Origin of the sequence: Paenibacillus sp. MMS18-CY102 (assembly GCF_009789195.1) — a bacterium.
GTDB lineage: Bacteria > Bacillota > Bacilli > Paenibacillales > Paenibacillaceae > Paenibacillus_T.
In genome coordinates this window covers 55,751-70,983 of sequence record NZ_WSTC01000001.1, presented here as the reverse complement: position 1 = coordinate 70,983, position 15,233 = coordinate 55,751, and the positions used below count along the sequence as shown (strand labels likewise).

The following is a 15,233-nucleotide window of genomic DNA, read 5'->3' as shown; positions in this document are numbered from 1 at the left end:
TATGGACATGAACGCATATTTGTCAATGTTTATCGACGAATCGAATGATCACCTGCAAGCGCTCAATGAAAATTTGCTGAAGCTGGAAAATGACCCCCAAGATCTGAGCATTGTTCAAGTCATCTTCCGGTCCGCTCATACACTAAAGGGCATGTCCGCTACAATGGGTTTCGAGGACCTCGCGTCATTGACACATGAGATGGAGAACGTGCTTGACCTTGTCCGCAACAGCAAACTATCGATGGATAGCTTCATCTTCGATACGCTGTTCAAAGGGTTGGATTCATTAGAAGCAATGGTGCAAGACGTCGTAGACGGAGGCACAGGTAAAGCGGACGTTTCCGCATTAATCGTTTCCCTGCAATCCATCGTAAAAGGTGATTACAAAACAAACGCGCCGGCAGCTCCAACGGCAGCAGCGAGCGCAGTGGGCGGGAACGCTTCCGCTGGCAATGAACTGCTTGATATTTTCCAGCTCTCGGTATTAAAGCAATCGATCGAAGCAGGCAGCCAAGCCTATTACATCAAAGTCACCTTGCGTGAGGACTGCGTCCTAAAAGCTGTTCGCGCATACATGGTGTTTGATGTGCTTGAGCGTAACGGCGAGGTTATCAAGTCTGACCCGTCCGTACAAGATATCGAGCAAGATAAGTTCGATCGGTCGTTTATCGTATTCTTAATTTCATCTTCTGACCAGCAAACGTTGAAAGATGGAATTGAGTCGGTATCGGAGGTTGAACTAGCGGAAGTTACACTGCTGGATGCAGAGTCCATCCAGTTGTACGGACCGCAATCCGAGCAATCCGCTGCTCCGAAAGCTGCAGCGCCAAGCGCTGCGCCTGCGCAACGTGAAGAAGCGAAACAGCAGGTAGCTGCGGCGAAAGCGCAAACGGCTGCAACAGCTACAGCTGCTGTAAACCGGACGATTCGGGTAGATATCGACCGATTGGATTCACTTATGAATCTGTTCAGCGAGCTATTGATCGACCGTGTTCGGCTTGAACAGCTATCGAGCGAGATTAAGCGCGGCGACCTTAGCGAAACGGTAGAGCATATGGCTCGGGTTAGTTCCGACCTGCAGGATATCGTTTTGAAGCTCCGGATGGTTCCGGTCGAATCCGTATTCAACCGTTTCCCTCGGATGGTGCGGGATATTGCCAAAAACTTAGACAAAAAAATCGATTTGGTCATAACGGGAGCAGAGACTGAACTGGATCGTACCGTTATCGATGAGATTGGAGATCCACTCGTCCATTTGCTTCGAAACTCGCTTGACCATGGGGTAGAGATGCCGGCTGACCGTGTTGCAGCGGGCAAATCAGATACAGGAACGGTTCATTTAAGAGCTTTCCATAGCGGCAACCACGTATTCATTGAGGTTGAGGATGATGGAAACGGCATCGATGCTGCTAAAGTATCACGCATAGCGATCAAAAACGGCGTATTGACTGAGGATGAAGCGAAGAAACTGTCCGAAGAGCAGCTTCAGATGCTTATCTTTGCGCCTGGGTTCAGTACAGCGGATAAAATTTCCGACCTCTCGGGCCGTGGCGTAGGGCTTGATGTTGTAAAATCCAAAATTACTTCCTTAGGCGGGCATGTGAGCATCCGCTCGCAGCTTGGCAAAGGCACGATCTTCTCGATTCAACTGCCGCTTACGTTGTCGATCATCGCTGCGATGCTGATTCAAATGGGCGATGAGAAATACGCGATTCCACTTTCTTCAATCGTTGAAACAGGAATTATTCAACGGAACAAAATCGCAACGGTTCATGGCAACCAGATGATAGAATTCCGTGGCAGCGTCATTCCAGTCGTTTCGCTCAGCCGAGTGCTAGATATTGATTCGTACAATGAAGATGAAGAGCAAGAGACCGAGATCGTCGTTATTCGCAAGGGCGAGAAGCTTGCAGCCCTTATGATCGATTCCTTCATTGGCCAAAGCGAGATCGTCCTCAAATCATTAGGCAAATATTTGCCAGCGGTTAAAGCGATCTCTGGAGCAACGATTCTTGGCGATGGCCAAGTTGCACTTATTATTGATCCGAACGCGTTTATTAAATAAAGGAGGGATAAGCAATGGGAGAAGAATTGAAAATCATTGTCTTCGCACTAGGTCAGGAAGAGTATGGGATTGAAGTAGACAAAGTACGTACCATTGAACGAATGCAGCCAATTACGAGAGTACCGAAGACGCCAACATTCATCAAAGGGGTCATCAATCTTCGCGGCATAGTCATTCCTGTGCTTGACCTTCGTGGACGTTTTGGACTGACTGAGACCGAACCTACGGAAAACTCGCGTATTATTATCGTCGCAGCGAATGAAATGGAAGTGGGCTTTATCGTTGATTCGGCGAATGATGTCATCGATATCGATTCCGAGACGATTGATACGCCGCCAGAAGTAGTAGGGGGCATTAAAGCGAAATACCTGCAAGGAATTGCAAAGATCGGCGACAAGCGTTTGCTCGTTATGCTGAATTTGTCGGAAGTCCTGAATAAGAAAGAAATCATGCAGCTTGAACAGCTAGAGGTATAACAAGTGAAAGACTTTAGCGGACTGGAAGCATTCAAGCTGGATGTTTTAAAGGAAGTTGGCAACATCGGAGCGGGCAACGCAGCAACTGCGTTGTCCCGCCTGCTGGACAAGCCCGTTGACATGGCTGTGCCGCAGGTCAGCCTATTGCCTTTTGAACAAATTTCAGAGATCGTTGGCGGATCGGAACAAACCGTCATTGCAGTATTTTTGCGCGTAGAAGGGGATGCCCCAGGCAACATGTTCTTTATTATCGAAGAACCGTCTGCCAAACGCATGCTCCAGCGGCTGCTCGCAATGAACATCCAATTGGATGAAACGTATTCCGAACTTGAGCTCTCTGCACTTTGTGAAATCGGCAATATATTGGCGGGTTCCTATCTTTCATCGCTAGCTGACTTTACTGGCCTTGCCATGATGCCTACTGTTCCTTCTGTGGCACTTGATATGGCTGGGGCGATTTTATCCTATGGTTTGCTGCAATTCGGTGAAATGGGAGACTCTGCGTTACTGATTGAAACTGCATTTCTCGAAGATCGGGATTTATTAGAAGGGCACTTCTTCCTTATACCGGATCCCGACTCGTTCGATAAAATATTCCGTGCGCTAGGGGTTACGTCAGAATGATGCAGCAAGTGACAGTAAAGGTCGGGATGGCCGACTTGAACATCGCGACGGATGGCGCTTTGCTTCGAACGACAGGCCTTGGTTCTTGTGTGGGGTTAACCTTGTATGATGCGAGCGTTGGCGTCGCAGGCATGGCCCATGTCATGCTGCCCACATCGGAAATCGCTAGAGAAACGTCGTTCAATGTTGCAAAATATGCAGATACCGCCATTCCTGTATTGATCGAGCGTATGGAATCATTAGGGGCGTCGGTCAAACGGATGGTAGCCAAAATGGCTGGTGGCGCACAAATGTTCGCTTTTGCTTCACAGAGCGATTCGATGCGCATTGGCCCTCGTAATGTTGAATCCTGCAAGCTTGCGATCGCTCAATTGAAAATTCCGCTACATGCAGAAGATACGGGCGCTAATTATGGCCGTACGATTGAATTGGATAGCCGCACTGGGATTTTGACGATCCGAAGTGTTCAGTATGGAATAAAGGAGATTTGACATGGTAGGAACATGGCGCTGGAATATCGGATTTGGAGTGGCCGGAGGATTACTGACGCTGCTGTTCTCCTTGAACAGCAACACGTTTGGTGTCAGTGTGATCAGAAGCGGATATGCATTGGCCGCATTCTTCGTACTGGCCTATCTATTCCGAGCGGTGCTGTCGTTCGCACTTGCACCGGCTCCAGGACCTCTTGGAGCAGATGATAACCGTTCTGAGGAAGAGACGGCCGGGGGCCGGTTCGAAGCGATTACGCCGGATGATGCCGATGAACTGCATGATATGCTCAAAACAACAGGTACTAACAACATGAATAATGAACAAAGTGAAATGCCGTCGCCAGGTTCAGGTTTTCAGCCTTTGAAGCCGCCTAAGTTAGTCTCAACACAGAATAAAGAGCCCGAAGAACTAGCCAAAGCAATACGTCACCTGACAGGAGGGTGAGACGATGACTGAGCCGAAAACGCCTCATTTGTCTAACATCGAGAAATGGCGCAAATGGAAGACAGAGAAGGACATCGAAGCGAAGAAGCAACTCATTGAGCAGTATTTGCCTTTGGTAGATTACGTTACAAGCCGGATGGCAATCGGTCTGCCAAAAACGGTATCCAAAGACGATCTCTATAGCAATGGCGTCATGGGTCTTATTGATGCGATTGAGAAATTTGATTACGAGCGAGGCTTACAGTTCGAGACGTATGCCTCGTGGCGCATTCGCGGCGGCATTATCGATGGGCTCCGTCAAGGGGACTGGGTCCCTCGTTCCGTTCGCGATAAGGCCAAGCGAATCGAAGAAGCGTATCAGCTATTGGAGCAAAAATATTTGCGTTCCGTATCAGATGCGGAAATTAGTGAATATTTGAACGTTTCAGAGAAAGAATTTACCGGAATTTTGCAAGAAATTGCGGTGACGACGATTTGCTCGTTAGAAGACCCGATTCGCGAAGAAGAGTCCGAAACGCGATTGTCTTTGTTAGTGGATGAGAAAGCCAAAAATCCAGATTACAAAGTACATGAGTTTTATTTGAAGGAATCGCTTGTGAAAGGCATTGAGCGATTAACCGAAAAGGAACGTACGGTCGTATCCTTATTTTATTACGAAGAATTGTCGCTCAGCGAAATCGCAGAAGTCATGTCGCTGTCTCCTTCACGAATTTCCCAACTGCACTCGAAGGCGATATTGCGGCTTCGCGGAGCTTTAGCCAAAAATAAAGATCAATTGCTCCAAAACACATGACGTTAAGGAGGAGCTTCTGTGGGCGAAGCTGAACACCTAGAAACGCTTATCCGAATACAAATATCAGCGGATAAGCTTTCAGCATTTTTACAGTTTAACCGGGCTGATGAAACATTCTCATGCATGCCAGAGGCATTGGAGAATTTCGTCAAAAGCAATGGCGTTATCTATGGGCTTCAGTATGACGTAATCCATAAGATTGCGAAGGATCCTAAAGCATATTTCTATACTCAAACCCAGATTGCTATAGGAGATGAGCCTAAACAAGGCGAGGACGGTTACATACGCCTCGCCTATCAGCTTGATGATGAGGACACCCAGCGTCCGGTTGAAACGGCGGATGGCAGGGTAGATCTCAAAGAGGTTAGCCGAATTAACAACGTGAAACGCGGCCAGTTGATTGCTGAGAAAATTCCGGCGACCGATGGCTTCGAGGGCAAGAGCGTAACGGGTGAAGTCCTTCCTGGGAAGAATGGCAAGGAAGGCCGTTTCCGGATTGGCAAAAATGTCGTAGTCAATGCGGAACAGACTGCGATGTATGCAGCAATTGACGGGCTCATTACGAAGACCGACAAGGAAAAAATTAATGTTTTTCCAGTCTATGAAGTGAATGGAGACGTCGATTACCGCACGGGCAATATTGATTTCGTTGGGACTGTCGTTATTCGTGGCAACGTGTTGACGGGCTTCCGAGTCAAAGCTTCTGGCGACATTCGTGTCATCGGCGGCGTAGAGGGAGCCGAGCTTGAAAGCGAGGCTTCAATCGAAATTACAGGCGGCGTCATGGCTGGCGATAAAGGCCATCTCAAAGCTGGCAAAAACATTAAACTGTCATTTGTACAAGACGGAAGGCTGACAGCTGGCCAAGATATCATCGTTAGCCAAAGCATTATGCACTCGCAAATTAAGGCTGGAAAATCTGTCGTATGTGCAGGCCCAAAAGGCCTTGTCGTAGGCGGAACTGTACAAGCTGGAGAGCGGGTTGCAGCCCGTACGATCGGCAACACGATGTCGACTGCTACAACGATCGAAGTTGGCGTTCGGCCAGAGCTTCGTGGCGATTTGCAAGAATTGCGCACATCTCTCCGCCAACTGGCAGACGGGCTTGATAAGACAGAGAAGGCGCTTGGTTTATTGGATCATTTGGCGTCCACCGGCCAGCTATCAGACGATAAGCTCGCATTGCGCATTAAGCTAACGGCAACAAAACGCCAAACTGTGGAGCAAATTGAGTCGAAGCGTGAGCGAATCTTTGACATTGAGAAAGCACTCGAAGAGACGGATTTAGCTAAAGTTGACGTATTAAACACATGCTATGGCGGTACAAAGATCGTGATTGGCCGTTATACGCGTTTTGTGAAAGATGCAACATCCAGGATGTCGTTCCGGTTGCAAGAAGGGGAAGTCATGATGGTGCCTTACTAAGGTAAGGCTGGCACTAACCGGAATTCCGCCTGATGAAGGGAGATGCTGAGAATGTCGTATCGTTCGATTGACTTACAGCATACCGTTTCTAGAATGCCTGATCATGGTGTTGCCCATAGCCAAGCATTGCAAAAGCCTGTTACGGATCAAACCCATCTGGAAGGCAGTGCTATGAAGCAAGCTGAATTGGCACGGACACGCAATGAAGGTGTCGAAGAACCTTCGAAGCCTACAATACGGGATGGCGGGGCACGCAACAGCTCGAACCAGCGGGGACGGAAGAAGCGGGAAGCAGAGGAACAGCGTTCGACTGAGGATGGGCGTAACAAGGGCGACAACCATCCATATAAAGGGAAGCATATCGATTTTTCCTTATAGCCGTTATACTTAAATAACGCAACATGTTGGAGGCTAGCCTTCCAACGACGAAGCAGGTGAAAAGCATGCAATTGGCACCATGGGGTTACATCGTATTGCTTGGCGCGTTTGTTCTTGTATTATCAGTCGCGTTGCCACGCAAAAAATCGGTGCCCGAGAAGGCAAATCAAACACAAAACATGGAAATTGCACTCGAGCAGTTCATGGAGAATATGGAGTCCGATAATCGCGAGCTCGTAGAGCTTGTGAAACAAAATCGGATCGAAAATTCGCAGCAGCTCGAACAGCGAGAGCAGCGTATTAATGATTTGGAGCAGCGTTGCATGGATCTGGAAACAAAGCTTGAGCAAGCCGCTCAGTTTATGGTCCAGCAAGCCGCTGCTTCAGCTCCGCTAACTAAGCCAATGCAAGGGGAGGCACAATTCGAAGAGGCGATTATTTCTTCTGATATCGAAGAAGTTCCGCACGTCGATTCACGCCCTACTATTCGCAGCCGATACGCTGAATTATTCGAAATGTATGATCAAGGCAAGTCGATTGAATCGGTTGCCCGCAAGCTGGAAATGAATAAAGGCGAGGTTCAGTTGATCATTCAGCTCGCTAAGCAGGAGGAGGGCGCGCGTGATTAAAGACAAGCGCTTTCTTGCTGGGCTAGGAGCCGGCATTATTGTTGGCGGTTTGCTTCTTCAAGTGATGATCGTAGGCGAAGGCGGTTCAGGCGTTAAGGATGATGAGCGTTTATATACGGAGCAAGAGGTTCAGCAGCTAGTAGAGCAGGCGAAATCGGGGAAGGATGCAACTGAAGCATCGAGTGATAAGCAAGCGCAAGAAGATACAGGCGCAGCTGGTGATCAAGTTTCTGCTGGAGACAAGGATGAAAAACCTGTTGAACAGGCTACACCCACGACTCCGACGAAGAAGCCAGCGTCACCTTCAACTGAAGAGCCAACTGATTCTACTGCCCCTACGGCGCCAGAACAACCTAAGCAGGGGACGGCCAACGCCGTTACGAAGCCGAATGTGCAGGAGACGGCAAAGCCTGTTATCATTCGCATTAAGCCGGGAATGAATTTAACGCAAACAGCGAAGATACTGACCGACAATGGCATAATTACTAGCCAGAGCAAGTTCATCGCGAAGATGCGCAACGATAAAAAACTCGTACGCGCGGGTTATTTTTCATTTATAGGGACGCCAACTTTGCAAGAAACGGTTGATATTTTAACGAGTAAACCGCTCTCGCAACAAGAGGCGAATCGAAATCAGTCGAAATAATAGAAATAAAAGCGCTATGCTAACTTGCATAGCGCTTTTATTTATGATATAGTAATTGACGGTGTTAAAACACACGCCCTGTTAATTTCGCCAACGGTGCTTGCCGGGACGGTAAGTTTTGGCGAAAGATGCGACGGGCGGAGGAACATTCCAAAACCAATTATAGGAGGTGTAGTGATATGGCGGTAATTTCCATGAAACAGCTTCTCGAAGCTGGTGTACACTTCGGTCACCAAACACGTCGTTGGAACCCGAAAATGGATCGTTATATCTTCACTGAAAGAAACGGCATTTACATCATCGACCTTCAAAAGACGGTCAAAAAAGTTGACGAAGCTTATAACTTCGTTAAATCTGTTGCTGCAGAAGGCGGCACGGTACTGTTCGTTGGTACGAAAAAACAAGCTCAAGACTCCGTTAAAGAAGAAGCAGCTCGTTGCGGCAACTTCTACATCAATCAGCGTTGGTTGGGTGGTACGCTTACGAACTTCCAAACGATTCAAAAGCGTATCGATCGCCTGAAACAACTTGAGAAATGGGAAGAAGACGGCACGTTCAACGTGTTGCCTAAGAAAGAGGTTATCATTCTCCGCAAAGAGAAAGATCGTCTCGAGAAATTCCTCGGCGGCATCAAAGGCATGAAAGGTTTGCCAAGCGCGCTGTTCATCATCGACCCGCGTAAAGAGCGTATCGCAGTAGCGGAAGCTCGCAAACTTGGTATTCCAATTGTCGGCATCGTCGACACGAACTGCGATCCGGACGAAATCGACTATGTCATTCCTGGTAATGACGACGCGATTCGCGCGGTTAAGCTGCTCACTTCGAAAATGGCTGATGCTATCGTTGAAGCTAACCAAGGCGAACAAACGACAGCATAATCAATATTCGACTGAAACAAGAAAGGGTGGTCAGAAGGTGTTACACCTCCTCACCGCCCTTTCTTTCTAAACATGGACTACAAACAATTATTCAGGAGGTAATAACATGGCAGTAAGTGCGAGTGCAGTAAAAGAATTGCGTGAAAAAACGGGCGCTGGTATTCTCGAATGCAAAAAAGCATTGGACGAAGCAAACGGCGATGTACAAAAAGCTGCTGAGATCCTTCGTGAGAAAGGCCTCTCCGCTGCAGCTAACAAAGCTGGCCGTGCAGCTACGGAAGGCACAGTTGAATCGTATATCCATGCAGGCGGCCGTATCGGCGTGCTTGTAGAAATTAACTGTGAAACAGACTTCGTAGGCAAAACGGATCAATTCCGTGACTTCGCACGCGACATCGCTATGCAAATCGCGGCAGCGAGCCCTAAATATGTTCGCCGTGAAGAAGTTCCACAATCGGATATCGATAAAGAGCGTGAGATTCTGACGAACCAAGCGCTGAACGAAGGCAAGCCAGCTAACATCGTTGAGAAAATGGTTGATGGCCGCATCAGCAAATTCTTCGAAGAATATTGCCTGATGGACCAAGCGTTCATCAAAGATCCAGACAAAAAAGTTTCGCAATTGCTGAACGAAAAAATCAGCACGATTGGCGAAAACATCACGATCCGTCGCTTTGTTCGTTATGAACTGGGCGAAGGCCTTGAGAAAAAAGTTGATAACTTCGTTGAAGAAGTTATGGCTCAAGCAAAACTGTAATCGACTTACAGCAGGCGGGGCGGGGTGTCTGCCCCGCCCTCTTGTATGCCCGGCGATATAGCTGATATGACCTCGGCAGCTGTCGAGATGCAAGATGGAGGTAATTATTAATGGAACGTCCTGTTTTTAAACGCGTAGTACTCAAAGTGAGCGGTGAGGCCCTCGCCGGCCAAGGCGGATACGGCATCGAAGCAAACGTTATTGCATCGATTGCTGAGCAAGTAAAAGAAGTCATTGAACTTAATGTTGAGGTTGCTATCGTCGTTGGCGGCGGCAACATTTGGCGCGGCATCGCAGGCACTGCTAAAGGAATCGACCGTGCGACGGCTGATTACATGGGCATGCTGGCGACGGTTATGAACTCTCTGGCGCTGCAAGATGCATTGGAGCAGATTGGCGTACCGACTCGTGTACAAACGTCTATTGCTATGCAACAGATCGCTGAGCCTTATATCCGCCGCCGTGCAATTCGCCACTTGGAAAAGGGCCGTGTCGTTATTTTCGCAGCGGGAACGGGTAACCCATTCTTCTCTACAGATACAACAGCCGCATTGCGTGCTGCTGAGATCGAAGCTGAAGTCATCCTTATGGCTAAAAATAAAGTCAACGGCGTCTACTCTGCAGATCCGTTTAAAGACCCAACAGCTGAGAAGTATGACCAACTGACTTACATGGAAGTGCTCAACAAAAACCTCGGCGTAATGGACGCTACAGCATCCTCACTTTGCATGGACAACAATATTCCGCTGATCGTGTTCTCAATCACGGAATCTGGCAATATTAAACGTGTAATCCTTGGTGAACGTATTGGAACGATCGTGAAAGGAAGTGTCAACTAGTGCCTCAAGCGATTAAGAAGGATGCAGAGGAACGGATGGAGAAAGCAATCGGAGCGCTGAAGCGGGATTTGGCTACGCTTCGTGCAGGACGTGCAACTCCAGCTTTGCTCGATCGCATTCAAGTCGAATACTACGGTACAATGACGCCAGTGAACCAATTGGCTAACATCAACACGCCTGACTCGCGCACGCTTCTGCTGCAGCCGTGGGACAAATCGTCGGTGGCTGCGATTGAGAAAGCGATCATGAAATCCGATTTAGGATTGACGCCTTCCAATGACGGCAGCACGATTCGTTTGTCGATTCCAGCACTGACCGAAGAGCGCCGTACAGAGCTTGTTAAGCTAACGAAGAAGTTCGGTGAGGAAGCGAAGATCGCTGTCCGCAACATTCGTCGCGATGCGAATGATGATATCAAGAAGCTTGAGAAGGATGCGATCTCTGAAGACGAATCGCGCCGCCATCAAGATGATATCCAGAAGACGACTGACCGTTTTGTTAGTGAAGTAGATAAAGTGCTTGCTGCTAAAGAAAAAGAGATCATGGAAGTTTAAATAGACGATGCTGCCCCTCCGATAGGTGGGGTTTGTTGTATCATAGGAGGGGTCCCGGATGATCGATCGTTTTTGGGCCAAGTTCGGTAAACCGTCATCCGACAGCGTACATACTTTGACCGCGGATAACGTGCCTAAGCATGTTGCCATCATTATGGACGGCAATGGACGTTGGGCCAAAAGCCGGGGATTGCCTCGCGTTGCCGGGCATCATACCGGCATGAAGGTCGTTAAGCAGATAACGATGGCTGCAGACCGGCTGGGCATTCAGTATTTGACATTGTACGCGTTTTCGACGGAGAACTGGAAACGTCCTAAGGCAGAAGTTGATTTTTTGATGCGGCTTCCTCAGGAATTTCTTTCCATAGAGCTGGAAGAATTAATTGCGAACAATGTACAGGTCAGGATGATGGGGTATCGTGAGGCGTTGCCTAGCCACACGATTCGTGCGTTGGAGGAAGCTATCGAGAGAACAGCTAACAATACCGGGCTTATTCTCAACTTCGCACTTAACTATGGCAGCCGGACTGAGATGACTGATGCGGTAAAACGGATAGCTGAGGCTGTGCGTGATGGAGAATTAACGCCGGAACAAATCGATGAATCGACAATCTCAGAACGGCTCTTCACGAACGGGTTGCCGGATCCCGACTTGCTCATCCGCACGAGTGGTGAGCTTCGACTAAGCAACTTCATGCTCTGGCAATTAGCATATAGTGAAATGTGGTTTACAGACGTCTACTGGCCTGAATTTTCGGAGAGCCATTTTCACGAAGCGATCGCGGAATATCAACGCCGCGCGCGCCGGTATGGCGGCTTGTAACGAAATAATGGAGTGAACAAGTTGAAGCAACGAATTGTTACCGGAATATTGGCGGGTATCGTCTTTGCTGGCGCGATCGTAGCTGGCAGCTGGCTATATGCCGGATTAATCGTACTGTTAGCCCTTATCGGTTTCCATGAATACGTGAAAATGAATGGTGTCAGCTTGTTTCATCCGTCCTCCATCGTCGGGTTTATAGGCGTGCTTCTTCTTGTGCTCCCGTGGGATCTGTTCGGCGTAGATCAGCCATCAGTAACGTCCGTATTATGGTTGCTTATGTTCCTTCAATTGACAATTACAGTTGTAACCAAAAATAAGGTGACGATCGATGGCGCTTCCTTACTGGTGCTTGGTTCGCTTTATGTCGGATATGGCTTTGATGCGATGCTCACAGTCCGTTCGATTGATCCGCATGGACTGTATTTGTCGTTTCTAGCTTTTGGCTGCATTTGGGCGTCTGATATTGGGGCCTATTTTGTTGGCAAAGCGATTGGGCGAAACAAGCTGTGGCCATCCATAAGCCCGAACAAAACGATCGAGGGCTCATTAGGCGGCATTCTTCTCTCCATTGGCGTAGGTGCGGTATTTGCTTGGTGCGCGCCTGAATGGATTGATTTTGGAACAGCGATAGGCATTGCAGCAGTGAGTGCATTTGCGGGACAAATGGGCGATCTGATTCAGTCTGCATACAAACGAGTACGTGGCATTAAAGATTCGGGGACGCTTTTGCCGGGCCATGGCGGTGTTCTTGACCGTTGCGATAGCTGGATCATCGTGTTCCCATTGCTTGTCATTACAGGACTTCTGCCTGTATAGCGGCTGTTAGCGAGTACTGAATGGGGAGGAGGAACACATCAATGTCTAAGAAAGTAACGATTTTAGGCTCCACTGGCTCCATCGGAACACAAACCTTGGACGTTATTGCGCATGATCGTGAGCGATATGTGGTAGAAGGCCTTTCGGCAGGCAATAATATTGCCTTGTTACTCGAGCAAGTGAATCAATTTAATCCGAAACGCGTTTGTGTTGCGACCCCAGAAGCAGCAGCAGAAGTGAAACTGCATGTACCAGCAGGGACAGATGTCGTGTACGGCGAGAACGGCTTGATTGATTTAGCAGCAGGCGGGCAGTCAGATGTTGTCGTTACGGCTATTGTGGGGAGCAGAGGGCTAGGCGCAACATTGGCTGCAATCCAAGCAGGCAAAGCGATTGGGCTCGCTAACAAAGAGACGTTGGTAACAGCAGGGCACTTAGTCATGTCGCTTGCAAAGCAGCGTAACGTATCGGTTATGCCGATTGATAGCGAGCATTCAGCTATATTCCAATGCCTGAATGGCGAGAATCCTCGATCAATTAAACGAATAACATTAACTGCTTCAGGTGGTTCCTTCCGCGATAAAACGAGGGAAGAGTTGGCTGGCGTTACGGTTGAACAAGCGCTTAAGCATCCGAACTGGGCGATGGGAGCGAAAATTACGATAGACTCGGCGACGATGGCGAACAAGGGGCTTGAAGTGATTGAAGCCCGTTGGCTTTATGACATTAGTTACGACGATATCGGCGTTGTTATCCACCCGGAAAGCATCATTCACTCGTATGTTGAATTCGAGGACCATAGCGTCATGGCACAGCTTGGTTTGCCAGATATGCGTGTTCCCATCCAGTATGCACTTACATATCCTGAGCGGCGCCCGACGCCGACAGGGCGGCTTGACTTGGTTAAACAAGGCTCACTTCATTTTCGGGAAATGGATGAGCAGCGTTACCCGATGATGCGTCTTGCTTATGCAGCAGGACGGGCAGGCGGTACGGCAACAACGGTATTTAACGCTGCGAATGAAGTCGCGGTTGCTCGATTCTTGCAAGGTGAAATCGGTTTTCTGGACATTGAGCGAATCGTAGAGACAGCCCTTGAGAAGCATGTTCCCCTCGCAAATCCTGATCAGGCGACGATTACTGATGCTGATGCTTGGGCAAGGAATGCGTCTACTATAGCGTAGATCCTAATGGACGGGTTCTCTTGTATCGGGTAGCAGAATAATGATAAATTAGTAACAAGCTTTACCGATACCGGCACATACAGGATCAGGAACAGGAGGCTGCCAAGCCATGCCTATGATACAAGTCATCTTTTTGACTGTGCTCGTTTTTTTCGTCATCGTAACGATTCACGAATGGGGGCACTACTATTTTGCTAAGCGAGCAGGCATTCTCGTCCGCGAGTTCGCAATTGGTTTTGGGCCTAAGCTGCTGTCAATCAAGCGTGGCGAGACGCGTTATACGCTTCGTTTAATTCCAGCGGGCGGCTTTGTTCGGATGGCCGGTGAAGATCCGGAGATCGTCGATGTTGCCGAGGGCCAGACCATCGCTGTCCGGATTACGAAGGATCAAGTGACGCGCCTTTACTTGGATCGTCTGGATGAACGGAGCCAAGTCGTTCGTGGTGAAGTCATCGCTATTGACCTGGAACGGAATCTATCCGTTACGCTTGATGTGGACGGTGTTGCGGAGACGTATCGCATTCACCCGCAAGCTTTGATGATTACCAAAGGCAAAGAAACGCAAATTGCACCAATTGACCGCCAGTTCGGAAGCAAAACGGTTGGCCAACGTGCATTAGCTATTTTTGCTGGCCCATTTATGAACTTTGTGCTCGCGTTTGTGCTAGTTGGCATCTACATCCAGTTAACTGGCGTGACAGTCGACAATCCGGATAAAGTGCTCGTTGGCGAAATCGTCAATGGAAGGCCGGCAGCACAGTCTGACCTGAAGGTCGGCGATGAAATCAGGTCGGTTAATGGAATTAAGATTGTCGTTGGCGCAGAGCAGAATATCATTAAAATGATTGGTGAGTCAGCCGGCAAACCAACGACTTGGGAAATCGTACGCGATGGTGGCGTCCGAACAATTTCAATTACGCCTGTCTTGGTCAAAGATGAGATAACGAATAAAATGGTTGGCAAAATCGGTGTTGGGTTCGCGTACCCTACACGTTCAGCCTCCATTGGCGAAACCATTTCATTATCAGGCCAATATATGAAAAACATGACCGTTGCCATATTTGAAGGTTTCAAGAAACTCGTACTTGGCCAGTTCAAAATGGATGATCTAGGCGGGCCTGTCCGGACAGCTGAAGTAACGGGGCAAATTGCAGCACAGGGAATTACGAAGTTAACGAGCTGGGCGGCATTGCTAAGCTTATATCTCGGCATTTTCAACCTGCTTCCAATCCCAGCACTTGATGGCAGCCGGCTTATCTTCTTAGGCGTCGAAGCTGTACGTGGCAAACCGCTCGATCCGAATCGGGAGAGCTTGGTTCATTTCATTGGGTTTGCGATGATTATGTTATTAATGGTCGTTGTCACCTACAACGATATATTGCGATTGTTTAGAGGGGAGCATTAAGGCAT

The 15,233-nt window shown here is 48.6% G+C and carries 18 protein-coding genes; all 18 read left to right on the top strand.

Annotated elements, in window-relative coordinates; all coding sequences use genetic code 11:
- Nucleotide 1 precedes the first annotated feature (1 nt).
- The 18 genes from GON22_RS00335 (at nt 2) to rseP (ending at nt 15,228) form a co-directional block, all read left to right on the top strand.
- The gene (locus tag GON22_RS00335) at nt 2–2,065 is read left to right on the top strand and encodes a chemotaxis protein CheA (protein WP_160394141.1); all 2,064 of its coding nucleotides are present in this window, start codon (nt 2–4) and stop codon (nt 2,063–2,065) included.
- 14 nt (nt 2,066–2,079) lie between these two features.
- Nucleotides 2,080–2,541, top strand: a complete 462-nt coding sequence (locus GON22_RS00330) for a chemotaxis protein CheW (RefSeq protein WP_160394140.1) — start codon at nt 2,080–2,082, stop codon at nt 2,539–2,541.
- Nucleotides 2,542–2,544: 3 nt separating this feature from the next.
- Nucleotides 2,545–3,165: a chemotaxis protein CheC gene (locus GON22_RS00325; protein ID WP_160394139.1), complete on the top strand. Its 621-nt coding sequence runs from the start codon at nt 2,545–2,547 to the stop codon at nt 3,163–3,165.
- Nucleotides 3,162–3,656: a chemotaxis protein CheD gene (locus GON22_RS00320; protein ID WP_160394138.1), complete on the top strand. Its 495-nt coding sequence runs from the start codon at nt 3,162–3,164 to the stop codon at nt 3,654–3,656. Before GON22_RS00325 ends, GON22_RS00320 begins: the two co-directional genes overlap by 4 nt.
- 1 nt (nt 3,657) lies before the next feature.
- Entirely contained in the window at nt 3,658–4,101 is a 444-nt protein-coding gene (locus GON22_RS00315) for a hypothetical protein (protein WP_160394137.1), read from the top strand.
- Between the two features lie 4 nt (nt 4,102–4,105).
- Nucleotides 4,106–4,894, top strand: a complete 789-nt coding sequence (locus GON22_RS00310; protein ID WP_160394136.1) for a FliA/WhiG family RNA polymerase sigma factor — start codon at nt 4,106–4,108, stop codon at nt 4,892–4,894.
- Between the two features lie 18 nt (nt 4,895–4,912).
- The gene (locus tag GON22_RS00305; protein ID WP_160394135.1) at nt 4,913–6,319 is read left to right on the top strand and encodes a FapA family protein; all 1,407 of its coding nucleotides are present in this window, start codon (nt 4,913–4,915) and stop codon (nt 6,317–6,319) included.
- 51 nt (nt 6,320–6,370) lie between these two features.
- Nucleotides 6,371–6,697: a hypothetical protein gene (locus GON22_RS00300; protein WP_160394134.1), complete on the top strand. Its 327-nt coding sequence runs from the start codon at nt 6,371–6,373 to the stop codon at nt 6,695–6,697.
- 65 nt (nt 6,698–6,762) lie between these two features.
- Nucleotides 6,763–7,326, top strand: coding sequence for a DUF6115 domain-containing protein (locus tag GON22_RS00295; protein WP_160394133.1), 564 nt, complete (start codon nt 6,763–6,765; stop codon nt 7,324–7,326).
- A complete protein-coding gene (locus GON22_RS00290) occupies nt 7,319–7,972 on the top strand; it encodes a hypothetical protein (protein ID WP_160394132.1) in 654 nt (217 codons plus the stop codon). Before GON22_RS00295 ends, GON22_RS00290 begins: the two co-directional genes overlap by 8 nt.
- 179 nt (nt 7,973–8,151) lie before the next feature.
- Nucleotides 8,152–8,850, top strand: a complete 699-nt coding sequence (gene rpsB / locus GON22_RS00285) for a 30S ribosomal protein S2 (RefSeq protein ID WP_006036617.1) — start codon at nt 8,152–8,154, stop codon at nt 8,848–8,850.
- Between the two features lie 106 nt (nt 8,851–8,956).
- Complete coding sequence (tsf, locus tag GON22_RS00280) at nt 8,957–9,607, top strand: translation elongation factor Ts (protein ID WP_160394131.1); 651 nt, start codon at nt 8,957–8,959, stop codon at nt 9,605–9,607.
- 110 nt (nt 9,608–9,717) lie between these two features.
- Nucleotides 9,718–10,446 carry a UMP kinase gene (gene pyrH, locus GON22_RS00275; protein ID WP_160394130.1) on the top strand — a complete coding sequence of 243 codons (729 nt, stop codon included), beginning with the start codon at nt 9,718–9,720 and terminating at the stop codon, nt 10,444–10,446.
- Nucleotides 10,446–11,000 (top strand): ribosome recycling factor, encoded by a 555-nt coding sequence (gene frr, locus GON22_RS00270; protein ID WP_160394129.1) that lies wholly within the window; start codon nt 10,446–10,448, stop codon nt 10,998–11,000. The genes pyrH and frr overlap by 1 nt, the downstream gene beginning before the upstream one ends.
- A gap of 58 nt (nt 11,001–11,058) precedes the next feature.
- A complete protein-coding gene (locus GON22_RS00265; protein WP_160394128.1) occupies nt 11,059–11,823 on the top strand; it encodes an isoprenyl transferase in 765 nt (254 codons plus the stop codon).
- A gap of 21 nt (nt 11,824–11,844) precedes the next feature.
- Complete coding sequence (locus GON22_RS00260) at nt 11,845–12,639, top strand: phosphatidate cytidylyltransferase (RefSeq protein WP_160394127.1); 795 nt, start codon at nt 11,845–11,847, stop codon at nt 12,637–12,639.
- A gap of 41 nt (nt 12,640–12,680) precedes the next feature.
- Nucleotides 12,681–13,823: a 1-deoxy-D-xylulose-5-phosphate reductoisomerase gene (locus GON22_RS00255; protein ID WP_160394126.1), complete on the top strand. Its 1,143-nt coding sequence runs from the start codon at nt 12,681–12,683 to the stop codon at nt 13,821–13,823.
- A 109-nt stretch (nt 13,824–13,932) separates the two neighbouring features.
- Nucleotides 13,933–15,228 carry an RIP metalloprotease RseP gene (gene rseP, locus GON22_RS00250; protein WP_160394125.1) on the top strand — a complete coding sequence of 432 codons (1,296 nt, stop codon included), beginning with the start codon at nt 13,933–13,935 and terminating at the stop codon, nt 15,226–15,228.
- Nucleotides 15,229–15,233: the final 5 nt, after the last annotated feature.